The organism is Streptomyces sp. NRRL F-6676 (assembly GCF_000725625.1).
Taxonomy (GTDB): Bacteria; Actinomycetota; Actinomycetes; order Streptomycetales; family Streptomycetaceae; genus Streptomyces.
Map to the genome: position 1 here is coordinate 14,412 of NZ_JOHS01000044.1, position 25,988 is coordinate 40,399.

Genomic DNA, 25,988 nt, shown 5'->3' on the forward strand with positions numbered 1-25,988 from the left:
TCGTGCCCATGAGTCCCCGCACTCCCGTACGACGCCTGCGCCTCGGCCTGCCGCGGCGTGTGTTCTCGCAGGTCCTGCTGATGCAGGTGACGATCGCCGCGGGCGTCGCCGTGCTCGCGACCGGGCTGTTCCTCGCCCCGCTCGGGCAGCAGCTCGACGACCAGGCGATGCGCCGCGCCCTCGCGATCGCCCAGACCACCGCCGCCCAGCCGCGGATCGCCGAGGAGTTCCGCACCTCCCGGCCGACGCCCGACGGGCCGGTCCAGCGGGAGGCGGAACGTATCCGCAGGGCCAGTGGGGCGGAGTACGTGGTGGTGATGAACCTGCGCGGGGTGCGCTGGTCGCACACCGATCCGAGCCGGATCGGCGACGTCGTCTCGACCGACCCCAGCAAGGCCCTGGCGGGCGAGGAGGTCATGGGGATCGACCGCGGCACCCTGGGCCGCTCGGCCCGCGGCAAGGTGCCGCTGCGCGACGAGGACGGCCGGATCATCGGCGCGGTCTCGGTGGGCATCGAGTACAACAGCGTCCGCGCCAAGCTCGTGCACGCGATACCCGGGCTGTTCGCGTACGCCGGCGCGGCCCTGGCGATCGGCGCGCTGGCGGCGTACCTGATCTCCCGGCGGGTCCAGCGGCAGACCCGTGACCTGGCCTTCTCCGACATCTCCGCCCTGCTCTCGGAGCGCGAGGCGATGCTGCACGGCATCAAGGAGGGCGTCGTCGCCCTGGACCGCGCCGGACGCGTCCGGCTGCTCAACGACGAGGCGCAGCGGCTGCTGGGCATCGGCGAGGAGGCCGTGGGCCGCCCCCTGGACGAGGCGCTCGGCGCCGGGCGCACCACGGACGTGCTGGCCGGACGTGTCACCGGCACCGACCTGCTGACGGTGCGCGGGCACCGGGTGCTGGTCGCCAACCGGATGCCCACCGACGACGGCGGCGCCGTCGCCACCCTGCGCGACCGCACCGAGCTGGAGCGGATCGGGCGCGAGCTGGACTCCACGCGCGGCCTCATCGACGCACTGCGCGCCCAGGACCACGAGCACGCCAACCGGATGCACACCCTCCTGGGGCTGCTCGAACTGGAGATGTACGAGGACGCGGTGGAGTTCGTCGGAGAGGTCGTCGGGGATCACCGGGTCACGGCGGAGCAGGTGACCGAGAAGGTCCAGGACCCGCTGCTGGCGGCCCTCCTGGTCGGCAAGGCGACCGTCGCCGCCGAGCGCGGGGTGGCCCTGTGGGTCTCCGACGGGACGCTGCTGCCGGACCGGCTGATCGACCCCAGGGGGCTGGTCACCGTTCTGGGCAACCTGGTGGACAACGCCCTGGACGCCGTCGGCGGCACGCGGCACGCGCGCGTGGAGGTCGAACTGCGCGCCGAGGGGCGAACGGCGGTCCTCGTGGTGCGCGACACCGGCCCGGGCATCCCGGCGGACCGGCGGGAGCTGATCTTCACCGACGGATGGTCCACCAAGCAGCCGCCGGCCCACGGCAAGCGCGGGATCGGCCTCTCCCTGGTGCACCGGCTCGCCGAGCGGCAGGGCGGGAGCGTCCGTGTGGGCGAGGCGGACGGCGGCGGCGCAGAGTTCACGGTCGTGCTGCCGGAGGCGCTCTCCGAGGAGCCGCCGCGGGACACCGGGCCGGCCGCCGACGGCGACCGGGGGTGACCGCTCAGCCGGTGGCCTTCTTCACGAACTCCGTGGTGTACGTCTTGCTCAGGTCGATCGTCGCGTTCTTGATGTTGGGATTGAACGCCTTGAGGACCCGCTCCACGGTGGCCGGTCCGTCCGAGGGCATCACGCCGTCCTTGGTGAACATCGGCAGCGTGCTCTTGATGGCGCCCGCGTACAGCTTCTTGTCGCCCTGGGAGTAGTCGGCGGGCATCTTGTCCGCGATCTGCGTCGCGCTGTGCGTGGACATCCACCTGAGCGTCTTCACGAAGGCGTTGGCCAGCTTCTGGACGGTGTCCTTGTGGCTGTTGGCCCACTCCGTCTGCATGTAGAGGCTCGACGACGGGTAGGGGCCGCCGAGCGCCTCCTGGGAGCCCTCGGGGGTGCGCATGTCGATGAGCACCTTGCCGAGGTCCTTGCGCAGGATCTGCGCGACGGTCGGGTCCGTGGTCATCCCGGCGTCGATGGAACCCTTTTGCAGGGCGGAGATGAACGTGGGGCCCGCGCCGACGGCGACGGGGCTGAACTCGCTCACCCGCACGCCGTTCTTGACCGCGAGGTACTTGCTGAGGAAGTCGGTCGAGGAGCCGAGGCCGGTGATGCCGAGCTTGCGGCCCTTGAAGTCCCCCGGCGAGGTGATGTCGTCGGCGTGCTTCTTGGAGACGACCTCCACCTCGCCGGGCGCCTGGGAGAACTGCACGACGGACTCCACGTGCTTGCCCTTGGTCTGGAGGTCGAGGGTGTGGTCGTAGAAGCCGACGGCGCCCTGGACCTGTCCCGAGACGAGCGCGGTCTCGGCCTGCACACCGGCCGGCTCGCTCAGCAGTTCGACGTCCAAGCCCTCGGCGTCGAAGTAGCCGAGCCGCTGGGTGAGCATCGCGGGCAGGTAGATGACCTTGTCCAGGCCGCCGACCATGATCTTGACCTTGACGCCCTTGCCGTCGCCCCCGCTGCCGGAGCCGGAGGAGGCCGTGCTGGAGGCGTCGTCGGCGCAGGCGGTGAGCGAGGTGAGGGCGAGCAGGGCGGCGGTGGCCAGGGCGGCGTATCTGGCGGTCCTCGGGGTGCGCATGGTTCACGTCCTTCTGGAGGGGTGGTGCGGGGCGATGGGCGGGGCCCGACGGGGGCCGGGGTCTCGTGGGCCGGTCAGCGGCCGCTCTCCGACGGCTTCCAGCGGAAGATGCGGCGCTCGGCGAACGTGAGCAGCCCCTCGGCGACGAGCGCGACCGCGGCGAGGATGACCATGGCGGCGTACACGCCGGCCGCGTTGAACGTGCCCTGGGACTGCGCGACGAGCAGGCCGATGCCCTTGGTGGCGCCGATGTACTCGCCGACGATGGCGCCGATGAGGGCGAAGCCGAAGCTGACGTGGAGGCTGGTGAAGATCCAGGAGGTGGCCGACGGGATGACCACCTGGAAGGTCACCCGGCGGTCGCTCGCCCCGAGGATGCGGGCGTTGGCGACCAGATTGCGGTCGACCTCGCGGGCGCCCTGGAAGGCGTTGAAGAAGACCGGGAAGAAGACGAGGACCACGGCCGAGGCGATCTTGGAGGCCGGCCCGAGCCCGAACCAGATGACGAAGATCGGCGCGAGGACGATCCTGGGGATCGAGTTCAGCACCTTGATGTAGGGGCCGAGGATGTCGGCGAGAAACGTGATCCGGCCCAGGGCGATGCCGAGGACGACACCCGCGACGACGCCGAACACCCAGCCGAGCAGCGCCTCCTGGAGCGTGTACCAGATCTGCTCGCCCAGCGAGCCGAGCGCCGTGCCGTGGGTGATCCAGGTCCAGATCTGGTCCCAGATCTTCGACGGCATCGAGAAGTTGAACGGATCGATGACCTCGGCGCGGGAGAGCAGCTCCCACAGGCCGAGGACGACGACGAGGACCAGGACGCGGGCGGCGGTGACGACCAGTCTGCGTCTGCGCGCGGCACGCGCGCGTGCCGGCGAACGGTCGGAGACGGTCTTCTCGGCCGCCGCCACGGCGACCGCGGTCTCGGGAAGGATCTCAGGCGACATCGGCGACACCCCTCTCGCGGGTGATGCGGACCTCTTCGCCGAGGGACTCCCAGATCTCGCGGTAGATCTCGATGAACCGCGGCTCCAGGCGCACCTCCTCGACCTTGCGGGGCCTCGGCAGGTCGATGTCGAAGACCTGCTTCACGGTGGCGGGACCCGCCGTCATGACGACGACCTTGTCGGCCAGGGCGATGGACTCCTCCAGGTCGTGGGTGACGAAGACGACGGAGGCCCGGGTGCCGCCCCACAGCTCCAGCAACTCGTCCGACATCAGCGCCCTGGTCTGCACGTCGAGCGCGGAGAACGGCTCGTCCATGAGCAGGATCTCGGGGTCGTTGACGAAGGTCGCGGCAAGGGCGACGCGCTTGCGCTGGCCGCCGGAGAGCTGGTGCGGATAGCGGTCCTCGAAGGCGCCGAGGCCGACCCTGGCCAGCCAGGCGCGCGCCTTCTCCCGCGCCTCCGCCTTGGACACGCCCCGGAAGCGGGGGCCCGCCATGACATTGGACAGGACCGTGCGCCAGGGGAAGGTGGCGTCCTGCTGGAAGACGAAGCCGACCTTGTCGCCGACCCCGCGCACCGGCCGGCCGGAGACGAGGACCTCGCCCTCGGTGGGCTCCTCCAGCCCGCTGACGAGGGTCAGCGTGGTCGACTTGCCGCAGCCGGTGGGGCCGACGACGGCCACGAACTCACCCTGCCCGATGGTGAGGTCCAGCCCCCGGACGGCGGTGTGCAGTCCCCCCGACGGGGTCTTGAAGGTCTTGCCGGCGCCCCGCAGTTCGATGGCGGGGCTGATGTCTGCGCTCATGGCCGAGGACCGTAGGGGTGACGGGGGCCACGGCAGCAGTCTTCTGCGACCTGAACGTTCTTTTGCCTGCAACAGCCTGTTGTGCTCGTTTTGCTCGCGCTACAACCAGGAGGCCGAAAACAACGGGTACCGCGCCCGTCGGCCTTGAAGGAGAGGCCCGATGATTGACGTCCTGGTGGTGGACGACGACTTCCGCGTCGCCGAGATCAACGCCAAGTACGTGGCGAAGGTTCCCGGCTTCCGGGTCTCCGCCCACGCACACAGTGCCGCGCAGGCACTGGCCGCCGTGGCGCGCTCCCCCGTCGACCTGGTGCTGCTCGACCACTACCTGCCCGACCGTACGGGTCTTGAGCTGGTGCACAGCATGCGCGAGTGCGGCCACGGCACCGACGTCATCATGATCACGGCGGCCGGCGACGTCGCCACCGTGCGGGCGGCCATGCGACTCGGTGCCCTGCACTACCTGGTGAAGCCGTTCACCTTCGCCGCGCTGCGGGCCCGCCTGGAGTCCTACGCCGCCCTGCGCCGCACGGTGGAGCGGGTCGGCGGGCACGGGCCGGCGGGGCAGGAGCAGGTGGACCGGATCTTCGGCGCACTGCGGACCGGGCCGGCGCCGTCCGCCCCGGGGCTGCCCAGCGGCCATTCGGAGCCGACCACCGACCTCATCTGCGCCGTACTGCACCGGGCCGAGCATCCGCTGTCGGCCCACGAGGTGGCCGCCGAGACGGGCCTCAGCCGCTCCACCGCCCAGCGCTATCTGCGCCACCTGGAGCAGGCGGGCCGGCTGAGCCTGTCCCTGAAGTACGGCGACACCGGGCGCCCGGAGCACCGGTACGCCTGGGTGGCACCGTAAGGCCGTAGGGGGGCGGCCTGGCGCCCCGCGCCTTCACACCGCGCCGGCGCCGGTGAGCGAGCGCACCTCGGTCTCGGCGTGCTTGGCCTCGTCGGGGGGCTCCGCGGAGATCACCGTGCCGAGCCAGCCGGCCAGGAAACCGAGCGGAATGGAGACGATCCCGGGGTTGCGCAGCGGGAAGTACTGCACATCGACGCCGGGGAACAGCGAGTCGGGGCTGCCGGAGACCACCGGGGAGAGCACCACCAGGAGCAGCGCGGGGACCAGGCCGCCGTAGACCGCCCAGACCGCGCCGCGCGTGGTGAAGCCGCGCCAGAACAGCGTGTACATCAGCACCGGGAGGTTGGCGGAGGCGGAGACCGCGAAGGCGAGGCCCACGAGGAAGGCCACGTTGAGATCGCGGGCGAGCAGCCCGAGCGCGATCGCGACGACACCGATCCCGACGGCAGCGACCCGCGCCACGCCGACCTCCCCGCGCTGCCGTCCCCCGGGCCTGCGCAGGGCCGCGTACAGGTCGTGGGCCACGGAGGCCGACGAGGCCAGGGTGATGCCGGCGACCACCGCGAGGATCGTGGCGAAGGCGACGGCGGCGACCACCGCGAACAGGACCGTCCCCCCGGTGGTGTCCGGGCCGCCGCCCAGATCGAGCGCGAGCAGCGGCACCGCCGTGTTCCCGGCCGCGTTGGAGCTCCGCAGCGCCTCGGGCCCGACCAGCGCCGCCGCCCCGAAGCCGAGCACGATCGTCATCAGGTAGAAGCCGCCGATCAGCCCCACCGACCACACCACCGAGCGGCGTGCGGCCCGCGCCGTCGGCACGGTGTAGAAGCGCGACAGGATGTGCGGCAGCCCCGCCGTGCCCAGGACCAGCGCCAGACCGAGACTGACGAAGTCCGCCCGCGCGGTCCAGCCGCCCCCGTACTTCAGCCCGGGCGCGAGGAAGGCCGCCCCGTGTCCGCTGCGGTCCATGGCGGTGCGCAGCAGGCCGTCGACGTTCCCGTGGAACCTGACCAGCACCAGCACAGTCAGCACGACCGTCCCGCCGAGCATCAGCACCGACTTGACGATCTGGATCCACGTGGTGGCCCGCATGCCGCCGAACGACACATAGACCACCATGAGCGCGCCGACCCCGATCACCGTCCAGGACCGCGCCGCCTCGCCGGTGCCGCCGAGCAGCAGCGCCACCAGGCTGCCCGCTCCCACCATCTGCGCCACGAGGTACAGCACCGAGACCGTCACCGACGACGTCCCCGCGGCGATGCGCACCGGCCGCTCCCGCATGCGCGCCGCCAGGACGTCCGCCAGCGTGAACCGCCCGCAGTTGCGCACCAGTTCGGCGACGAAGAACAGCACCACCAGCCAGGCGACCAGGAAGCCCACCACATAGAGCAGCCCGTCGTACCCGAACAGCGCGATGAGTCCGGTGACGCCCAGGAAGGACGCGGCGGACAGATAGTCGCCCGCGAGGGCAAAACCATTCTCCATCGGCGAGAACAGCCGCCCGCCCGCGTAGAACTCCTCCGCCGAGCCGTGCCGGTTCCGGCTGACCCATGTCGTGATCGCCAACGTCACCGCCACGAACCCGCTGAACAGTGCCAGCGCCAACGCCTGATGATGCCCCGTCACCGCCGGCCGCCCCCGCTGTTCCGCGTCAACTCCTGTGTGGTCCAGCGCAGATCGAGCGCCGCCCGGTCCCGGCGCAACCGGGCGTGCCGCGCATAGGCCCAGGTGAGCAGGAAGGTGCTGAGGAACTGTCCGAGCCCCGCCAGCATCGCCACGTTCACCACGCCCGCCACCGGCCGCGCCATCAACCCCGGCGCCGTCGTCGCCGTCACCACATAGCCCACGTACCAGGCGAGGAAGACGACCGCCCCCGGAATCACGAACCCGCGGTACCGACCGCGCACTTCCTGGAACGCGGCGCTGGACCGCACCTCCAGATAGACCTCGGCCGCCTCCCGCTCACGCTCCCGCCGCGGCGCCGGAACCGCCGGCGAGGCAAGGCCCGTACCGTCCGTCTCCCCCCAGCCGGCGGCGAGGGCGTCGTACCAGGGGTCGTCGTACCCGGCGTCCGGCCCGCGCTCCGCATCCGGCGTCACCGGGCCATGGGGGTCGTGGCGCTCCGGGGGGCTCTCGGCGCCACTTTTGTTGGCGCGTGGACGGCCGTTGCGTGACTGCATGGCCCAAGGATGGACAGACCAGGAGGTTCCCCGACTCTTCTTCCCTCAGCTCTTCACCCCATCAGGTGACTCACTCGACAGATCGCACCAACCCCTTCCGAAAGGCGTAACGCACCGCCTGCGCACGGTCCTTGAGTCCGGTCTTGGCGAACATGTTGTTGATGTGCGTCTTCACCGTCGCGGTGGAGACATGGAGCCGCCGGGCGATCTCCTGGTTGCCGAGCCCCTCCGCGATCAGCACCAGCACCTCCGCCTCCCGCACGGTGAGCCCGTCCGGCGCCTCCTCGGGAGACGTCACCGCCGCCTCCGGCTCGTCCAGCCGTTCCAGCAGCCGCCGTTGGATGCTCGGGGCCAGGCCGGCCTGCCCGTCGACCACGCTCCGCACCGCCCGCAGAATCTCGTCACCTCCCGCGTCCTTGGTCAGATAGCCCCGGGCACCGGCCCGGAGCGCCGGGAACAGCGACTCGTCGTCCCCGAAGGTGGTCAGCACGACGACCTGGGTGCCCGGGTACTCGGCCCGGATGCGCCTGGTCGCCTCCACCCCGTCGCAGCGGGGCATGCGCAGGTCCATCAGCACCACGTCCGGCGCCAGTTCCCCGACGAGGCGCACGGCCTCGTCCCCGTCACCGGCCGCGCCCACGACCTCCAGTCCCGGCAGCAGTCCGAGCAGCATCACGATGCCCTCGCGCACCACCGTCTGATCGTCCGCGACGACGACCCGCACCGGTTCCCCGTCCTCCTCCCGCGTCATACCGGCACCTTCAGCGTCACCACGAATCCCTCCTCACCCGGCCCCGCGTCCAGCGAACCGCCCAGCAGCTCGGCCCGCTCCCGCATGCCCAGCAGACCGTATCCCCCGCCCGTGCCGCTGAGTTCGCCCGGCGGCCCCCCGGTGTCCCGTACGTCCAGCGTCACCTGCCGCTCCGCGTACTCCAGCCGCAGGTGCACCCTGGCGCCGGGAGCGTGCTTGCGGACGTTGGTGAGGGCTTCCTGGGCGACCCTGCGCACCGCCTGCGACGCCTCGGCCGTCAGCGGCCGCCGTTCCCCCGCAACGGTGACATCGGCACCGTCCGCCGCGGTGACGAGCTCGGTCAGGAACTCCTCCACCGGGGACACCTCACCGCGCAGCGCGGACAGCGCCTGCCGGGTCTCCGCGAGCCCCTCCCGGGCCATCCCTCGCGCGGCCACGACCCGCTCCAGCACACGCTCCCGCTCGGCCCCCCTCTCGATCAGCAACCGGGCCGCCTCCAGATGCACCAGCTGGGCCGAGAGGCTGTGCGCCAGCACGTCGTGGATCTCCCGGGCTATCCGCGCCCGCTCCGCCAGCGCCGCCGACTCCGCCTCCGCCGCCCGCGCCGCCCGCTCCTGCGCGAGCAGCCGCTGCGACTGCCCCCGCGCCTCGGCGTCCAGCCGCAGCACATACCCGGCGAGCGCGAGCCCGGCGGTCGTCGCCACCGTGGTCAGCCACGCGTCGTCATTGACCACCGCGTACGCCGACAGGGCGAGCGAGGCGACCGGCAGAGCCGCCACCAGGGGCAGCCGCTCCAGCGCCGTCACGGCACAGCCGCACCAGATCACCAGCGCCGGCACGGTCAGCCCCGCGGCCCCACCGGCGACCGCCATCGCCAGGAGAAGCGCAAGCAGGGCCAGCGACGGCACCAGCCGGTGCGCGAGGGTCGTGCGGTACAGCGCCCAGGCGGCCACAGCCGCCACGAACACGCCCCCGACCGCCCCGCCCAGTTCCCACCCCCGCACGGGAGCGTCGCGGAACGCGCCCCACAGCAGCATGGCGAAGACCAGCACTCTCACCGTCCGGCCGAGTGCCCGCCGGGGCCGGGAGGAGGCGCTCAGCATGAGCGCCTCGCGGGTGGGCCAGCGCGTCCATACGTTCTCCGTCACACGGGCTCCTTCCACCCGGACCGGCCAAGGGCCCCACCGGCCACCGCGCCACGACCGCCCTCCGGCGCCACCGTCCGCGCCCTCAAGACCAGGATCCCCGAGCGGACCAGCAGAGTCGCCGCCAGTGCCAGCACCAGAGCCGAACTGTCCTGATGAATACCCAGCGCCGCACCGACCCCGAAGAGCCCGGCCCGCAGGGCTATGCCGGAACCCCACACCACCACCCCCGCCGCGGTGCTGCTGCTCCACACACCCCCGTCCGGCTCCACCCACACCCGCGAGGTCCACGCCCAGCCGGCCCCCACGGCCAGACCTATGAGCAACTCGGCCACGAGCAGCGCCACGGATCCCACACGATGGTGCGCGTCGACGAGCCCCGGCTCACGCACCGCGAGCACAGCGAGGACACCCGGCACGATCCACCAGCGCCGATCCGTGTCCACTCGACGCGTACGGAACTGGCGCACGACCACCAGCACCACAGCGGCGGCGATCAGCAGAACATCGACGACCCCGGACATCCCGGCCTCCGTGAGCGAGAGAAGCGGACGGAACGACGACCGCCGTTCACGTCCACGACGCTACGGAAAACCGCAGACCAGCGAATCGGAGCAGGGGTGGAGCCAAGGTGGAATCTCACCTCCACCCACGGGTGGAGCCAGCCCGAAGGCGGCGCACCACCAAGCACCTGTCGACCGCGTACGCCCGCGAGGGGGCACGGGGCTGTGTCGGCCGGCAGTGGCCGGCGCGTCACCGCCCCCTCAGCCCAGCCCAGCGGCAGCGCTCACGCATCAATGCGCGACCGATCCAACGTAGCCGCCGAACTCGAGATGAACTCCTTCCGCGGCGCCACGTCGTTGCCCATCAGCAGGTCGAACACCGTCTCCGCCGCCTCCAGGTCGGTGAGGTTGATCCGTCGCAGCGTCCGGTGCCGCGGGTCCATCGTCGTCTCGGCCAGCTGGTCGGCGTCCATCTCGCCGAGCCCCTTGTACCGCTGGATGGAGTCCTTGTACCGGATGTTCTTGCTCTGGAACTCCAGCAGCCTGTCCCGCAGCTCACGGTCCGAGTACGTGTACACGTACTTGTCCTGCCCCTTCTTCGGCTGGACCAGCTCGATCCGGTGCAGCGGCGGCACCGCCGCGAACACCCGCCCCGCCTCGACCATGGGCCGCATGTACCGGTGGAACAGCGTGAGCAGCAACGTACGGATGTGCGAACCGTCCACGTCGGCGTCGGTCATCATGATGATCTTGCCGTACCGCGCCGTGTCGATGTCGAAGGTCCGCCCGGACCCCGCCCCTATGACCTGGATGATCGCCCCGCACTCGGCGTTCTTCAGCATGTCGGTCACGGACGACTTCTGCACGTTGAGGATCTTGCCGCGGATCGGCAGCAGCGCCTGGAACTCGGAGTTCCGGGCGAGCTTGGCCGTACCCAGCGCGGAGTCGCCCTCGACGATGAACAGCTCGCTGCGGTCGACGTCGTCACTGCGGCAGTCGGCCAGCTTGGCCGGCAGGGACGAGGACTCCAGCGCGGTCTTGCGGCGCTGCGCGTCCTTGTGCTGGCGCGCGGCGATCCGTGTCCGGGCCGCGGCGACGGCCTTCTCCATGACCACGCGGGCCTGCGCGGCGGCGTCCCGCTTGGTGGAGGTGAGGAACGCCTTGAGTTCCTTGGAGACGACGTTGGCGACGATACGGCGGGCCGCGGACGTGCCGAGGACCTCCTTGGTCTGCCCCTCGAACTGGGGCTCGGCCAGCCGGACGGTGACGACCGCGGTCAGCCCCTCCAGGGCGTCGTCCTTGACGATGTCGTCCTCGGCGACACGCAGCAGCTTCTTGGCGCGCAGGACCTCGTTGAAGGTCCGGGCGACGGCCTGCTCGAAGCCGGCGACATGGGTGCCGCCCTTGGGGGTGGCGATGATGTTGACGAAGGACCTGACCGTGGCGTCGTAGCCGGTGCCCCAGCGCAGCGCCACGTCGACGCCCAACTCGCGTACCACGTCGGTGGGCGTCATCTGCCCGTCGTCGTCCAGGACGGGGACGGTCTCCTTGAAGGTGCCCTGTCCGCTGAAGCGGAGCACGTCGCAGACCGGCCGGTCGGAGGCCAGGTACTCGCAGAACTCGCTGATGCCGCCGTCGTAGCGGAACGACTCCTCACCCTTGCTGCCGCCCTCGCCGAGCCCGTACTCGTCGCGCACGACGATCGTCAGGCCGGGGACGAGGAACGCGGTCTGCCGGGCGCGCTGGTGCAGCGTCTCCAGGGAGAGCTTGGCGTCCTTGAGGAAGATCTGGCGGTCGGCCCAGTAGCGCACCCGCGTGCCGAGGCGCGACTTGGGGATCTTCTTGGCCTTGCGCAGCCCCCCGCCGGCCTCGAACTTGGCGTCCGGCCCCGCCCCGGCGAAGGCGCCGGGAACTCCGCGCCGGAAGCTGACGGCGTGGGTGTGGCCGTTCCGGTCGACCTCGACGTCGAGCCGGGCGGAGAGGGCGTTGACCACGGAGGCGCCGACGCCGTGCAGACCGCCGGAGGCCGCGTAGGAGCCGCCGCCGAACTTGCCGCCCGCGTGCAGCTTGGTCATCACGACCTCGACGCCGGACAGGCCGGTCTTCGGCTCGACGTCGACCGGGATGCCGCGGCCGTTGTCGCGGACCTCGACCGAGCCGTCGTCGTGCAGGACGACGTCGATGTGGTCGCAGTGGCCCCCCAGGGCCTCGTCGACGGAGTTGTCGATGATCTCCCACAGGCAGTGCATCAGACCGCGGCTGTCGGTGGACCCGATGTACATACCGGGGCGCTTGCGTACGGCCTCGAGACCCTCGAGGACGAGGAGGTGCCGCGCGGTGTAGTTGGAACCGTCCCGGTCTGCTCCGGTCAGAAGCGCTGTGGACGGCACGGACGTCTCGGCGGTCACGCGGTTCGCTCCTCGCTGAATTTCGGATGTGGCCCTTGAGGGTAAGGGCGGGGCTTCGTCGCGGGTCCGAGCGTACCGAGCCCAGGTAGAGCCGTTGTCACGCCACCCTCCCCCCGGACCCAGACTAGTTCAGGCTCGCACGGGCGTTCGATCCCTCGATGGAGTGAAGTACATATCACGTTCCCTTCGGGGCATGAACCATTTAGGCTCCGGGCACGTCCTCATGAACACCGGCAAGCCGGCCGGGAGGACCGACACCCCTGACAGACAGCGCGAAACCGTACGACACAGAGAAACGCACTACGGCACATTCGCCGCCAACCGGCAGCAGACAGCCGGCCCCGGAGAGATTTTTCCGAGGAAAGCGCCGCGAGCGGGAACGTTTTCGGCCTGGTTGGATGTTGACCCTGGTACGACAGCTCGTCGAGCTAGAGAAGAGGCGACGTGACTACTGTTCTGACCCCCGCGACCCCGCTGACGGCGGCCGACCGCTGCGACCGTTGCGGCGCCCAGGCCTACGTACGCGTGGTCCTCCTGAGCGGTGGAGAACTGCTCTTCTGCGCCCACCACGGTCGCAAGTTCGAGCCGGAACTCAAGAAGATCGCCGCTGAGATACAGGACGAGACGCAGCGCCTGACGTCCGCTCCGGCCGCTGCTTCCGAAGAGGAGCGCTGACACTTCGCGTCGACGACGAGCGAGTGCCGGCACCAGGCCGGCGAAACGGGCGGCCGCCCCCACACCGGGGGCGGCCGCCCGTACGCGTGTTCCGAGGGCGGTACTCAGCGTCCGGCGCTGAGCGTGCGTACGACGTCCGCGACGCGCGTGTAGACACCGGGGCTCTCCGGCTGCCCGCAGCCGTTTCCCCAGGACACCAGGCCGATCAGGCGCCCCCGCGCCACCAGCGGGCCGCCGCTGTCCCCCTGGCAGGCGTCCCGGCCCCCGCCCGTCTCCCCGGCGCACAGCATCGAGCCGGCCAGATAGGTGCCGTCCCGGCTGCCCGGATAGGCCGCCCCGCACGCCTCGTCGGACAGGACGTGCACGGGGGCGGCCCTCAGGTCGCGCGGATAGGCACCGGCCCCCGTGGTGTCCCCCCAGCCGTACACCGTGGCCTGCTCGCCCGGCGTGTAGGCGGGGTCGTCGGCGCCCGCCATCCTGATGACCGAGTTCTCGGGGAGCGGCGACGCGAGCGTGAGCAGGCCGAAGTCACCGGCGTTGGTGTCGCTGTCGTACCCCGGATTGACCCACACGCCGCGGACGGCGACCTCCTCGCCCTGTGTGGACAGCAGATCGGTACGGCCCGCGATGACCTTGAAGTCGCGGGCGCGCGGTGAACCCAGAACGTCCCGCTCCAGGCAGTGCGCGGCGGTGAGAACGGCCGTGCGGGCGACCACGACCCCTCCGCAGAAGTGTCCCGCCCTGCTTCCCCCGAACCGGTCACGGCTGGACAGGGCGACCGTCCAGGGGCTCTGGGAGACATCGACGGGATGGCCACCGATCACGACGCTGTCGGCGGTGGCGGTGGCGGGCGCGGCCAGTGGTATCACGGCCGCTGCGGCCCCGAGGGCCAGGGCCCGGACAAAGGGACGACGCATGCGCACTCCTCACTCAGAGGTGGTCATGGAACACCCAGAGTGATCCACCTGCCTCTCGCGCGCACACGCAGAGCGGCCGTCCACACGTCGTGAGCGCCCCTCGACCGGCGGCACGCGAAGGGCCCGGCCCCCAGAACGGGAGCCGGGCCCTCGAGCGTGCTGGTGCCCCGGTCAGTCGAGGTAGTCGCGCAGGACCTGGGAGCGGGACGGGTGGCGCAGCTTCGACATCGTCTTGGACTCGATCTGGCGGATGCGCTCACGGGTGACCCCGTACACCTTGCCGATCTCGTCCAGCGTCTTCGGCTGGCCGTCGGTGAGGCCGAAGCGCATGGACACGACGCCCGCCTCGCGCTCGGAGAGCGTGTCGAGGACGGAGTGCAGCTGCTCCTGGAGGAGCGTGAAGCTGACCGCGTCGGCCGGCACGACCGCCTCGGAGTCCTCGATGAGGTCACCGAACTCGCTGTCGCCGTCCTCGCCGAGCGGGGTGTGCAGGGAGATGGGCTCGCGGCCGTACTTCTGGACCTCGATGACCTTCTCGGGGGTCATGTCGAGTTCCTTGGCCAGCTCCTCCGGGGTGGGCTCGCGGCCCAGGTCCTGGAGCATCTGGCGCTGCACGCGCGCGAGCTTGTTGATGACCTCGACCATGTGCACCGGGATACGGATGGTGCGGGCCTGGTCGGCCATGGCACGGGTGATCGCCTGACGGATCCACCACGTGGCGTACGTGGAGAACTTGTAGCCCTTGGTGTAGTCGAACTTCTCGACCGCGCGGATCAGACCGAGGTTTCCCTCCTGGATGAGGTCCAGGAAGAGCATGCCGCGGCCGGTGTAGCGCTTGGCCAGGGAGACCACCAGACGGAGGTTGGCCTCCAGGAGGTGGTTCTTGGCGCGGCGGCCGTCCTCGGCGATGATCTCCAGCTCGCGCTTGAGCTTGGGGGCCAGCTTGTCGGCACTCGCCAGTTTGTCCTCGGCGAACAGACCGGCCTCGATGCGCTTGGCGAGCTCGACCTCCTGCTCCGCGTTGAGCAGGGGGACCTTGCCGATCTGCTTGAGGTAGTCCTTGACCGGGTCGGCGGTGGCGCCGGCCGCGGCCACCTGCTGGGCGGGGGCGTCGTCCTCGTCCTCGTCGGAGAGGACGAAACCGGCGCTCTCGGTGCCCTCGGGCTCGTCGCCGCCCTTGTTGGGGGCGTCCTCGAGCGTCTCCTCCTCGACCAGCTCGGCATCGTCCTTCTTGGACGTCGTCTTCTTGGCAGCCGTCTTCTTGGTCGCGGTCTTCTTCGCCGCCGCCTTCTTGGCCGTCGTCTTCTTCGCCGCCGCCTTCTTGGCGGGCGCGTCGTCCTCGGCCGGAGCGGCGGCGGGCACCTCCGGGGCGACGGGAGCGGCGGGGGCGGCGGCCTTCTTCGTGGTCACCGGCTTCGCCGCGACCGTCTTGGTGGCGGTGCGCTTGGCCGGACTCTTCGCTGCGACGCTCTTGCGGGTGCGCTTGGGCTCCGCGGCACTGACCATCAGCGTCACACCCTCTTCCTCGAGGATCTGGTTGAGGCTGCGCAGTACGTTCTTCCACTGAGTGGCCGGAATCTGGTCAGCTTCGAAGGCCCGACGCACATCGTCGCCGGCGATCTGCCCCTCAGCCTTTCCCCGCTCGATGAGCGCCATGACAGAGACGGACTCGGCGATCTCCGGCGGGAGCGTACGGGATGTGCTGGCCGACACGAACAACCTCTCGGAACGTTGGAAAACGGCTTCCGGCTCCGTCCACGACGGACTGGAGCCGACGACCGCCGACTTGGGGATGGGCCGACGGCGCGGGCGGGCGCCGGGAAGAGACACAGCGCCGGATGCGGCGCCCGTATTCCCTCCTCGGCTGTCACCTCTTAGGTCATCGCGCAGTTCCGAGGAGCGTTACGCCCAATCCGCGTGGCCCGGGTCACACCGCGTAACCACTCAAAGAGTGAGGTATCCGATCAGAACGGATCATCTACGGTCGGATTCGGTACTGCTGCCCGCTCGGGCCGGACCGGTACGACGACGGTCACCGACCGGTGGGACCGGCACTACGGCGGTCACCGACCGGTGGGACGCCGCGGTCGCCGGCCGCTGCGGCGCCGCGCTCGCGTCGGCGTGCGCCGGTCGGCGCGGTGCGGTGCCGTACGGCGGGCACCGCCGGGCGAGCGGAACGCGGCGGGCGGGGCCCGGCGGGCCGGGTCCGCCGAGATACCGGGCGGGATCCGGCTACCGGGAGGCCCCAGGCTTCGGATGCCGAGAGCACGAGGCTTCGGATGCCGAGAGCACGAGGCTTCGGATGCCGAGAGCACGAGGCTCCGGAGGTCGCGGGCCGCAGGGCTCGCGGGATGCCGGGCTCGCGCAGCCGCAGGACTCGCGGGTCGACGGGCGGGTCCGGGCGGCACGACCCCCGTCGCCGTGCCGCCTCGCCCGGTCCTCTCGCTCTCTGCCGTCGCCCGCGCTGCCCGCGCCACTCCCGGCGCGCGGTCAGTGCTCGCGCGGGGCGGGCACCACGCGCTCGACCTCGGGGTGGATCGTGAGCAGCTGGCGCATGGCCACCTCGGCGGCCGCTCCATCCCCCTCGGCGAGGGCGTCGACGATCCGCGCGTGCTGGGTCAGCGAGGCGTCGTTCGGGCGGTCGCACCCGGTGACCGGACCACCGGAGACGTGCAGGGCGGCGGAGACGATGCCGGAGAGGTGTTCGAGCATGCGGTTCCCGGCCACCTGGATGAGCAGCGTGTGGAACTCGGCGTCGGCGCGCGCGAAGGTCAGCGAGTCCCCCTGCGCCATGGCGTGGCCCATGATCTCGACCATGTCCCCGAGCCGCTGCTGGACGTCCTCCCGGCCGTGCCCGGCGGCGAGCCGGGCGGCCAGCGGCTCGATCGTCCAGCGCAGTTCGCTGAGCTCGCGCCGCTGGTCGTCCCGCTGGGGGCCGAAGGCCCGCCACTCGATGATGTCCGGGTCGAGAAGGTTCCAGTCGCTCACCGGACGCACCCGCGTGCCCACGTTCGGCCGCGCGCTGACCAGGCCCTTGGCCTCCAGGACGCGAAGCGATTCACGGACGACGGTGCGGGAGACCTCGAACCGCTGGCCGATCTCCTCGGGAACCAGCGGACGGTCCGCCCCCAGGTCGCCGGAGACGATCATCTGTCCCAACTGCTGGACGAGTTGGCCGTGCAGCCCGCGGCCCCGGCTGCCGGCGGCGCGGCGGCCGACCCGGCCGAGCTCCACATCGGGGGTCTCCCAGACGGGGGCGCCGACGCGCTCGACGGCGGGGGTCTCGGCGTAGGGATAGCGGTCGAGTTCGCCCGGTCCGGTCAGGCCGGAGTCGGCGGAGCGGGCGGCGGTCATCATGGTCTGCGCAAGGGTAGTCACGGATCCTTTGTCGGCGCTGTTCTCAACTGCCTTGAGGGCTTTGGTGAAAAGCACACGAAAGGGTGATCGCTCACTCCGTCGCAATTGACGCCTTATCGGAAAGAAATGGGCGCGTTTCTGGGAGTTGTGGGCATGGCTGGACGGACGGTTGCGGACCGTCGTCACCGTGCCCTCGTGCGCAGGGTCGTGCACACGTAGGCGCAGAGCAGCGCGCCGAGCGACAACGTCAGTGCTCCACCGACGGGTTGGGCGACCAGCCGGGCCAGGGCCGCGACGTACCGCTCGCCGCCGAAGGGCCACTGCGGGAGGGTCAGCTCACGCAGCCGTCCGGTGATTCCGGCCGCTGCCCGGACGGACGGGGCGCCGAACACGTGTTGCACGAGGGGGACGACGGCGACGGGGACAGCCAGTACCGCGGCGAGCCCGGCGGTCGTCGAACGGAAGAGGCCGGCGGCGAGCACGCCCGCCCAGGCGCAGCCCACGACGAGCGCGAACCAGCCCGCGCCGAGCGAGAGCCAGTTGCCGGGAACCCTGGTGAGCTCCTGTCCGTAGACGAGGTAGAGCACTTCGAGGTCGCAGCCGAGCGCGAGGAAGGCGATGAGCAGCGCGGTGGCCCCGGAGACGAGGAGTTTCGCGGTGAGCAGTCCCAGACGGCGTGGGACGGTCCCGCGGTCCGCGGCCAGGGCGGGGTGGCGGAACTCGTCGCCGAAGGCGATCGCGCCGAGCAGCCCGGCGCCGAGCGCGGCGGGCGGCAGCGGGATCTGCTGCGGCCAGGCCGCCAGCAGACGGTGCTGCGGGGTGTGACCGGTATGGGCGAGCAGTACGGCGATGAGGGCGGAGGTGAGCAGGACGGCGGCGGTCGTGAAGTAGCCGGTGCCCACCCCGGCGGCGCGCCGCAGCTCGTACCGCAGGGGCTGGAGCGGGCTGGGGGCGGGGCGGACGTGGATGAAGCCGGGCAGCACGGCGGTGGAGCGCGCCGCGGGGTTCTGGGCGTGCGCGCGCGGGCCCGTTTCGCCGGGTTGCCGCGCGTGCGGCCCCCGCGTGCCGCGGACCGGTACGCCAGGACCCTGCCCGCCCGGGCCCCTCACGACGGGGGGCCGCCGTACGGCCGAGCCGGACGCTCCCGGGCCGGGCACCGTCGGAGCGGGCACGGGTCGGTCAGGCGTTGACGGGCTGGGGGTCGGCCGGCTGGATGTTACCCGGTCGGGCGTTCGGCGGCCGGAGGGTTCGGACGCCTCCGCGCCGGATGCCTCCGCGCCGGACGCCTCCGGGGCGTGCGCCTCCGGGACGTGCGCCTCGGGCGCGGACCGTGCCGGCACGGTCCGTGTGACGTCGGGCCGCGTCCCGCCGGACCGCGCCGGGGCGGGCCGTTCCGCACGCTCTGCCGCAGGCGCGGAGGAGCAGCCCATGTCCCCGACCTCGTCGGCGAGTTGGTGGACGAGGATGCCGTGCCGGAAGGCGGTCTCTCCGACGTCGGCGCAGGTGCTGCCGTACACCGACAGCCGGTTGGCCTCCTCCCGCACCACCTCCAGGGAGCGCCGGTCGGTACGCGCCTCCTTGGTGAGCAGTGCCGCGAGCCGGGCGGCGTGCGGACTGCGGACGGCGACGCGCGGGCGCAGCCGGGTACGGGCGAAGTCGGCCGCGGGCAGGTCGGCGACGACCCTGCCCTCGTTCATCGCGACGACCCGGTCGGCGTTCCGTGCGGCCTCCTTGGAGTCGCCCGTGGTGAACAGGACGGTGCCGCCCCGTTCCGCGTGGGCCCGCAGCACGCCGTGCAGCCAGCGGCCCTCGCGGCCGGACAGACCCGCGGCGGGTTCGTCCAGGACGAGGGTGTGGGGGTCGGGGAGCAGGGCGCAGGCGAGGCCGAGGCGCCGGTCGAGGCCGTGCGAGAGGCTGCTGAGGCGTTCCTCGCGCAGGCTGACCAGGCCGACCGCTTCCAGGAGTTCGTCGGCGCGGCGGGCGGGGAGGCCGGTGGCCGCGCACAGCATGCGGAGGTGGCCGCGGACGGTGCGCGCGGGGTGACCGGGAACGTCGCCGAGGAGGGTGCCGACCTCTCGTGCCGGGTGGGGGATCTCGTGCAGCGGGCGTCCCTTGAAGCGGGCGACGCCGAGGCCGGGTTGGAGTTCGAGCATGAGCCGGAGCACGGTCGTGCGGCCCGCGCCCGGCGCCCCGAGGAGGGCCGTGACACGGCCGGCGCACGCCTCGAAGGAAACGTCGTCGACAGCGGGCGGAAGGTCCTTGCGGGGGTGGCTGGAGAGCCCGAGCACCTGGATCACCCGAAGCAAGATAGCGCTATTTGTCTGTTTTGTCGGGATGTATGGGTTGCGCCGCAGCCCGGATCACCCGTGGTCCGCCGACGTCCGCCTGAGGGAGCGTCAGGCCTCCGGCCGCAGCATGGGCGGGTTGAGCAGGGTGGCGCCGCCGGCCCGGAAGAGCTGGGCGGGCCTGCCGCCCTGACGGGTCGTCGTGCCGCCGGTCGGGACGAGGAAGCCCGGTGTGCCGGTGACCTTGCGGTGGAAGTTGCGCGGGTCGAGGGCCACGCCCCACACCGCCTCGTAGACGCGGCGCAGTTCCCCGACGGTGAATTCCGGGGGGCAGAACGCGGTCGCCAGCGAGGAGTACTCGATCTTGGAGCGGGCGCGCTCCACACCGTCGGCGAGGATCCGCGCATGGTCGAAGGCGAGCGGTGCGGCCTGCTCGCCGTCCCTGCCGTAGCCGCCCTGCCGCAGCAGGTCCTCGACGGAGGCCCAGCGGGCGCTGTGAGCGTCGCCGCCCGGGCGCGGGGCCGGGAGATCGGGGGCGAGCGCGAGGTGGGCGACGCTGACGACCCTCATCCGGGGGTCTCGGCCGGGGTCACCGTAGGTGGCGAGCTGTTCCAGGTGCGCCCCGTTGTCCTGGGCGGGTGCGGACGGGTCGTGGGCCTGGAGCCCGGTCTCCTCGGCCAGCTCGCGCGCCGCCGCCTGCGCCAGGTCTTCGTCGTCCCGTACGAACCCGCCGGGGAGCGCCCAGCGGCCCTGGAAGGGTGGCTCCCCCCTGCGGACCGCCAGTGCGCACAGGGAGTGGCGGCGCACGGTCAGCACGACCAGGTCCACGGTGACGGCGAAGGGCGGGAAGGCTGACGGGTCGTAGGGCATGCGGTGATCATAGTCGTCTGCCTGACGATAAACACTCCCTTCGCCGGTCGCTCCGACGGTCTCTGCGACAACCGGTGGGCCTCTGTCCGCTCTGGCGTCCGTACCGCCCGTTCTGGTGTCCGTACGGCCGCTCCGGGTTCCGCCGCGGCGGGCGTACGGGCCGGGTCAGGCGCCCAGTTGCAGTCCTTCGGCGGCCTCCTCGACCATGGCGAGGCCGAGGCGGCCGACCCGTACGGAGAAGGGGGCGCCCGCGACCCTCAGTCCCGTGAGGCCGATCTCCCCGAGCGGCGCGCTGCGCACCGGGCGGAGCGTGACCGTCCCCTCCGGTACGTCCGGCCGGACACCGGCGAGCGTGGTCAGCAGCAGCACGCCCGCGGCGGCGGCCGTGGCGGCGGGACGGCAGGCGGCGGGGTGCGGCAGGGGGAGACCGCCCTCGGTGCGCTGCTCGCCCGCGTACATCTCCGGCAGCCGGTATGCGAAGGCCTCGGCCGCGGCGAGCACCCCGCGCAGCAGGGAGCTCGCCTCCTTCTCGTAGCCGGCGGCGGCCAGTCCCGCGACGGCGACCGCCGTCTCCTGGACCCGCACCGCACCGCCGCGGTGACCGAAGGGGTTGTAGGCCGTGTCCCTCGCCTCCATTCCGCGCAGTCCCCAGCCGGAGTCCATGGCCGGGCCGCCGAGCAGCCGTGCGAGCTGTTCGGTCCGCACGGCGTCGAGCAGACCGGGCGCCGGCGCCCCCGAGCCGAGCAGCCCGGTGTCGAGGAGATGGACGCTGTGGGCACCGAGATGCGTCACGGGCCGTCCGTCGGCGGTGCGGGCGGCGGCGGGTCTGCCGCCGGCGCGGTCCTCGATCCAGAAGTGCTCGCGGAACGCGGTTCTGAGCGTGTCCGCCCACTGCCGCAGCTCCGTGCCGCCCGGGCGGCCGTAGGCATCGAGGAGATCGGCTCCCAGCAGCGCCGCGCGGTGGGCGTGCGCCTGCGTCTCGGCGCGCACCGGCCCGCCGGGCAGCGGGTCGGCCAGGAAGCCGCCGTCGCCGACGGTGCTGCGCAGCCAGCGCAGACAGCGCTCGGCGGTGGGCAGCAGTTCCCGTGTCCGCCGGTCGGACAGGCCCCAGCGCCGGGCCTCGGCGAGGAGCACCGGGAACAGCAGGGTGGCCTCCGTGGCGGTGCAGCCCGGCGGAAGCCGGGGACCGGCGTCGCGCCGGGGTCCCGGGATCATGCCGGAGCGGGGGCCCGGCCCGGTCAGCTGGGTGCGGGCGAGCGTCCGCAGGGTGCCCAGGGCGAGGCCGGTACCGAGCGGAAGGGTCATCCGCGCGGCCGCCAGCGCCTCGGCGGGTGCCGGTCCGCAGCGCCAGGGCGCCCCGCCCGCGAGGTGCAGGTCGGTGGGGTGCCCGGGGTCGCGCAGCAGCAGGGCGCGCAGGTCCTCGAGGCAGGTCCGCCACAGGTGCGTGACGCGGGGGTCGTCGCCGCTCGCCCGGGCGGGGGCGAACGGGCTCGTCGGGGTGCCCGCCGGGGCGGTGCCCGAGCCCGAGCCGTGCGGGCGGACGCGCAGTTCCACCGTCCAGGTGCCGCCCGGTGGCAGCTCGGCCTGCCAGCGCAGCAGGCCCGCGGAGGCGAGGGCGTCGGACGGCGGCGGGTCGGCCGTGACGGCGCAGGCGCCCTGCGGGGTGTTCCAGCGCAGGCCGGAGGCGTGGACGTCGGCCGGGAGCTCCGGGCCCGCTTCGCCGGAGGCCACCGTGGCCAGTTCCGCGAGGTCCGTGCCGAGGGCCGCCTCGACAGGCATCCGCAGGGTTCGCACGGCGGAGCTGCGCAGGGTGATCCGTTCCGTGCCGTCCGCGTGCCGGATCCGTTCGACCAGGACATCGGGGTCCGGTCCGGCGGCGGGGGACGTACGGACGGTTCCCACGAAGCGGGCCCGGTCGGCGGCGACCGTCCGCGCCTGCACCGCGAGCGGTTCGCACCCGGCCACCCGCAGCCGGCACCGGGAGAGCAGCCGCCGGCCCGCGCGGTAGAAGCCCTCCATGCCCCGGCCGGTCAGCTGCCCGTCCTCCCCGGAGATGACCAGCCCCGGCAGGGCCACGCACATCAGGGCGGTGTGCACCGGGGGCGGCCCCGCCGGTGCGGGTCCGGGCACGGGGCGCCGGGAACGGAACGCGGGGTTTCCGGGGTGGCGCGGAATTTCCCCGGGGCGTACCGGCGGATCCCCGGGGCGGGACGGGACCGGCATGGACGGGACGCGTGTGGGCGGGACCGGCATGAGCGGGGTCGGCGTGCCCGCGTTCGGGATGCGCGCGCCCGCTCCGCTCCCCTCCGGCGACCGGAGCGGAGGCGGCTCGTCCGGTACGGGTCGGCGGTGGTGCGCAGGGGTGGTGTCGGGAAGGTGCGGGGTCGGCTGGGGCATGCGGCGGCTTCCTCTGCCCCGGGCGCGCGCCCGGGGGCGTCCGGCAGCGGATGGGTGCTCCGGAGTGTCGGGGGCGGTGTGTCGGCGCGACCCGGCAGCGGGTTCCGCCACACAGGTGAACGGAACGGACCTGCCCGGGGTCACGCCCTCGTTGCCGGAAACGAGCGGTGAAGCGCCATGAGGGGGCGGTGAGGCGGCAGGAAGGGAGGGTGAGGTGACTTGGAAGGGCGGTGAAGCGGCACAAAGACGGGCGCGGGCTCATTCCTCGGCCCCCGGCTCGTGCGGAACCACGCTCCCCCGCTCCCTGGTGCGGTCCGCCCGGGCCTCGTGACGCGGTGCGGCGGCGGGCCGCCGGTTCCCGTCGGCGGCCGGGGACGGATCGGCGGGGCGCCTGCGCCGTCCGTCTCCCGGCTTCGCGGTGCGCCGGCCCGGGTGTCCACCGGCGTCCGCACCTCGCGTCGTCCGGTACCGCCGCCGTACGGTGCGCTCCGGAAGGGGGCCGGTGGTGGTCGGGCAGGACGGTGTCCGCGCGAGTCCGGCGGCCGCGGCGGTCGCACCGGGCTGGAGGGCGGCCCCCGCGGGGACGGTCGCCCCGTGCTGCTGCGGCGTGCCGGATTCCGTCCCGGTCGCCTGGCGGGGAGAGGTGGCGGCCGGCCGGTCGTTCTCGCCGCGGTCCCGCTCGGTGCGCAGGCAGTTGCGGATGGTCTCGGGATCCAGGCCCTCGTTGCAGGCCTGGTGGAGGAGGCGGGCGAAGAGGTAGTCGGGATCGGCGCCCATGGCCATGGCCAGTGCCTCGCGGGCCTCGAGTTCGTCGCCCGAGGACCAGGCGACCCAGCCGGCCAGGGTGAGCGGGGCGGCGGCGTGTTCCCGGTAGGAGCCGACGCAGCGGCGGGCCAGGGCGCGCCACAGACGCAGGGCGGGGGCCGCCTCGTCACCCTCCATCCATGCGGCGGCGCGGTCCCGGGTGGTGCGGTCCTGCAACCCGAGGATGACGCCGGCCGCCTCCTCGTGACCGATCAGCGCGTCGTCGCGGGCGTCGGCGGAGGCGGTGTCGGTGACGGGTCCGGCTGCGGAGAGCCTGTCGAGGAGTTGCCTGGCCGCTTCCAGCGTCTCCGCCTCTACCTCGTCCCGGGAGCCTCCGTCCAGGATGCGGGGCACGAGGGCCGCGCCGGCCGCGTCGAGGGCCGTCTCCTGCTCCACTGCCGCCGCGCTCTCCCAGGGCAGGAGCCTGGCCCGCAGTTCCCTGAGGCTCCCCCGGACCTGGATGCCGGCGTACGTCGCGGCCGCTGCCAGGACCGAGGTGCCCGGCAGTCCCATGGGGGTGCCGTCGCCCGGACAGCAGCCCGGGCTCGGGCAGCAGTAGGACCAGAAGCGGCCGTCGGCGATGCAGAGCGCCTCCACCACGGCGACGTCGAGGCTGCCGCAGGTCGTGCGCAGCAACTGGGCGAGGGGGCGCAGGCGTTCCATCACGTCCCGCCCCGTCTCCCCGCTCGCCGGGTCCTGGACGAGGTAGGCGACCATGCTCTCCGGCCGGGCTCCCCTGCGCTCGCTCCCGGCGACCAGACCGTGCGCCAACTGGCGGGCTGCGGCGGCCCAGTCCTCGCGCTGGGCGGGGATGCCGAGGCGGGCCCGGCCGCCGAACCTTCCGCCCTGTTCCCGGTCGTGCAGGGCGACCAGCACGATGCTGTCGTCCGGCCGGTAACCCAGCAGGTAGGGCAGGGCGTCGGCCAGTTCGGCCGGGGAGCGGAGGGTGACCTGGTTCTCCTGGCCGGCGACACCGGGGATGCCGTGGCCCGCGTACGTCGTGGGGTCTTCGTCGTGGTTCGTCATGCCGCGACCTTCTCGCGGATTCCCGCATTCCGCTTGGGCCTGTGGATAACTACGATCATGGCCACGCCAGGAGTCGTTCCCAGCTCGCCCGATCCGCTCGCCCGGCTGCTCCCCCGGTCCGCTCGCCCGGCCGCTCCTCCGGCCGCTCCCCGATCCGCTCGCCCGGCCGCTCCCCCCGATCCCCTCCCCCGACGTCCGAGCCGTCGAGTGTCAGTGCCCGGTCGCATACTGACGCCCATGCAGATCTCGGCGTACACGCTCGAACGGGCCTGGCACGACCTGGCCGTGGGCTCCGACGTCCTCCACGACGCGATGCTCCCGCCCACCGGCACCTCTCCCGACCAGTACGGGCAGCACATGGGTGAGTCGCACGGTCGTCTCTTCCTGGTCCTGGACGACGACGGCACGGTGCACGGCCACATCGGTCCCTACCGGGAGGTCTTCGTCACCCAGGACCTGGATCAGGTGCTGTACTTCGCCGCCGAGGACGCGGTCCGCATGCTGGCCGAGCACATGGCGGCCCGGTCACCGGGGCGCGGTCCGGTGGCCAATCTCGTCTCGGGGCAGGCCGAGTTGCTGGACCGTGTCAACCCCGCCTGGGGCAGCAGATTCCGCAACGGCGGCATGGACGGAGCCCCGCCCTCGGCCGCGTGCGGACGCGACCCGCTGGAGCGCCTCGCCTGGATCGCCGACAGCTGGCGCGAGCAGGACCCCTATACCCACCTCGTCTTCTTCCGCGGCGAGGACATCAGCGCCGAACAGATCGCCCTGCTCCACGGAGCCGACCCCGCACAGATCGCCGCCGGGACCCGTCTCGCGGATCTGCGCGACATGGACGGCGGCACCTTCGACCACTGGGACATCGTCTGGGAAACGTGCTGCTTCGGACAGGCGGGCGGCTGGGCGTTCCTGATGTACCACGAGACCCCCGGCTTCGGACCCGGTGCCGAGGCTCTCGCCCGGCTCGGGGTCACCGAGACGGTCCACCTGAGCGCCACCTCCGCGAAGGCCATCTACACGTTCACCTACCTGCGCGACGGCCGCCGCGTCGACGACGACTGGGGCGTCCTGGAGCTGATCTGGTACGACCGCGGACGCGCCCCTTACTTCCGAGGCGGTCAGCTCGACTTCCTCAACCAGGCCATACGCCGCGCCGAGCTCGACCACCCCGAACTGATCAGCGAGTTCGAACTGTACTTCCACGCCCTGGAGGACGCCTTCGGCCTCCAACTGCCCCGGCGGGACATTCAGCAGGGCACGGTCCGGGCCGCGCGGTGGGCACGCCCCAGCGGTTGACGGTTCCGCCCCGAGCGCCGGCCGAGGACC

General features: G+C 72.5%; 20 protein-coding genes. 4 read left to right on the forward strand and 16 right to left on the reverse strand.

Annotated elements, in window-relative coordinates; all coding sequences use genetic code 11:
* Positions 1-8: 8 nt before the first annotated feature.
* Positions 9-1,664, forward strand: coding sequence for a sensor histidine kinase (locus tag IO29_RS23890; protein ID WP_033226347.1), 1,656 nt, complete (start codon positions 9-11; stop codon positions 1,662-1,664).
* Between the two features lie 4 nt (positions 1,665-1,668).
* On the opposite strand, the gene IO29_RS23895 is transcribed toward IO29_RS23890, so the two are convergent.
* The 3 genes from IO29_RS23895 to IO29_RS23905 all read right to left on the reverse strand — a co-directional run bounded on the left by IO29_RS23895 (position 1,669) and on the right by IO29_RS23905 (position 4,491).
* The gene (locus IO29_RS23895; protein WP_030381622.1) at positions 1,669-2,736 is read right to left on the reverse strand and encodes an ABC transporter substrate-binding protein; all 1,068 of its coding nucleotides are present in this window, start codon (positions 2,734-2,736) and stop codon (positions 1,669-1,671) included.
* Between the two features lie 74 nt (positions 2,737-2,810).
* Complete coding sequence (locus IO29_RS23900) at positions 2,811-3,686, reverse strand: ABC transporter permease (protein ID WP_030381623.1); 876 nt, start codon at positions 3,684-3,686, stop codon at positions 2,811-2,813.
* The gene (locus tag IO29_RS23905; protein WP_030381624.1) at positions 3,676-4,491 is read right to left on the reverse strand and encodes an ABC transporter ATP-binding protein; all 816 of its coding nucleotides are present in this window, start codon (positions 4,489-4,491) and stop codon (positions 3,676-3,678) included. The genes IO29_RS23900 and IO29_RS23905 overlap by 11 nt, the downstream gene beginning before the upstream one ends.
* Positions 4,492-4,651: 160 nt before the next feature.
* Between IO29_RS23905 and IO29_RS23910 the strand changes: the two genes are divergently transcribed.
* Positions 4,652-5,344, forward strand: a complete 693-nt coding sequence (locus tag IO29_RS23910; protein WP_030381625.1) for a response regulator — start codon at positions 4,652-4,654, stop codon at positions 5,342-5,344.
* 33 nt (positions 5,345-5,377) lie between these two features.
* Here IO29_RS23910 and IO29_RS23915 read toward each other — a convergent pair whose 3' ends face one another.
* From IO29_RS23915 to IO29_RS23940, 6 genes are all read right to left on the reverse strand, one after another.
* Positions 5,378-6,970, reverse strand: coding sequence for a solute symporter family protein (locus IO29_RS23915; protein ID WP_030381626.1), 1,593 nt, complete (start codon positions 6,968-6,970; stop codon positions 5,378-5,380).
* Positions 6,967-7,524, reverse strand: coding sequence for a DUF485 domain-containing protein (locus IO29_RS23920; RefSeq protein ID WP_030381627.1), 558 nt, complete (start codon positions 7,522-7,524; stop codon positions 6,967-6,969). Before IO29_RS23920 ends, IO29_RS23915 begins: the two co-directional genes overlap by 4 nt.
* 70 nt (positions 7,525-7,594) lie before the next feature.
* Positions 7,595-8,275, reverse strand: a complete 681-nt coding sequence (locus IO29_RS23925; protein WP_030381628.1) for a response regulator transcription factor — start codon at positions 8,273-8,275, stop codon at positions 7,595-7,597.
* Entirely contained in the window at positions 8,272-9,423 is a 1,152-nt protein-coding gene (locus IO29_RS23930) for a sensor histidine kinase (protein ID WP_030381629.1), read from the reverse strand. The genes IO29_RS23925 and IO29_RS23930 overlap by 4 nt, the downstream gene beginning before the upstream one ends.
* Entirely contained in the window at positions 9,420-9,944 is a 525-nt protein-coding gene (locus IO29_RS23935; protein WP_030381630.1) for a hypothetical protein, read from the reverse strand. The genes IO29_RS23930 and IO29_RS23935 overlap by 4 nt, the downstream gene beginning before the upstream one ends.
* Before the next feature lie 263 nt (positions 9,945-10,207).
* Positions 10,208-12,331 carry a DNA gyrase/topoisomerase IV subunit B gene (locus IO29_RS23940; RefSeq protein ID WP_030381631.1) on the reverse strand — a complete coding sequence of 708 codons (2,124 nt, stop codon included), beginning with the start codon at positions 12,329-12,331 and terminating at the stop codon, positions 10,208-10,210.
* Positions 12,332-12,775: 444 nt separating this feature from the next.
* Here IO29_RS23940 and IO29_RS23945 point away from each other — a divergent pair, with 444 nt between their 5' ends.
* Positions 12,776-13,006 carry a DUF7455 domain-containing protein gene (locus IO29_RS23945; RefSeq protein WP_030381632.1) on the forward strand — a complete coding sequence of 77 codons (231 nt, stop codon included), beginning with the start codon at positions 12,776-12,778 and terminating at the stop codon, positions 13,004-13,006.
* 104 nt (positions 13,007-13,110) lie between these two features.
* Here the strand turns inward: IO29_RS23945 and IO29_RS23950 are convergent, their stop codons facing one another.
* The 7 genes from IO29_RS23950 to IO29_RS23980 form a co-directional block, all read right to left on the reverse strand.
* A complete protein-coding gene (locus tag IO29_RS23950; RefSeq protein ID WP_030381633.1) occupies positions 13,111-13,923 on the reverse strand; it encodes a serine protease in 813 nt (270 codons plus the stop codon).
* Positions 13,924-14,094: 171 nt separating this feature from the next.
* Positions 14,095-15,636, reverse strand: coding sequence for an RNA polymerase sigma factor (locus IO29_RS23955; protein WP_030381634.1), 1,542 nt, complete (start codon positions 15,634-15,636; stop codon positions 14,095-14,097).
* Between the two features lie 777 nt (positions 15,637-16,413).
* Positions 16,414-17,301: a FadR/GntR family transcriptional regulator gene (locus IO29_RS23960; protein WP_030381635.1), complete on the reverse strand. Its 888-nt coding sequence runs from the start codon at positions 17,299-17,301 to the stop codon at positions 16,414-16,416.
* 161 nt (positions 17,302-17,462) lie between these two features.
* Positions 17,463-19,577 (reverse strand): ABC transporter ATP-binding protein, encoded by a 2,115-nt coding sequence (locus tag IO29_RS23965; protein ID WP_030381636.1) that lies wholly within the window; start codon positions 19,575-19,577, stop codon positions 17,463-17,465.
* A 99-nt stretch (positions 19,578-19,676) separates the two neighbouring features.
* Positions 19,677-20,435: an NUDIX hydrolase gene (locus IO29_RS23970; protein ID WP_030381637.1), complete on the reverse strand. Its 759-nt coding sequence runs from the start codon at positions 20,433-20,435 to the stop codon at positions 19,677-19,679.
* A gap of 165 nt (positions 20,436-20,600) precedes the next feature.
* Complete coding sequence (locus tag IO29_RS23975) at positions 20,601-22,517, reverse strand: glycogen debranching N-terminal domain-containing protein (protein ID WP_030381638.1); 1,917 nt, start codon at positions 22,515-22,517, stop codon at positions 20,601-20,603.
* A 573-nt stretch (positions 22,518-23,090) separates the two neighbouring features.
* Positions 23,091-24,662 (reverse strand): DUF4192 domain-containing protein, encoded by a 1,572-nt coding sequence (locus IO29_RS23980; RefSeq protein WP_030381639.1) that lies wholly within the window; start codon positions 24,660-24,662, stop codon positions 23,091-23,093.
* Between the two features lie 237 nt (positions 24,663-24,899).
* Here IO29_RS23980 and IO29_RS23985 point away from each other — a divergent pair, with 237 nt between their 5' ends.
* Positions 24,900-25,958 carry a hypothetical protein gene (locus IO29_RS23985; RefSeq protein WP_030381640.1) on the forward strand — a complete coding sequence of 353 codons (1,059 nt, stop codon included), beginning with the start codon at positions 24,900-24,902 and terminating at the stop codon, positions 25,956-25,958.
* The last annotated feature ends 30 nt before the right edge of the window (positions 25,959-25,988 follow it).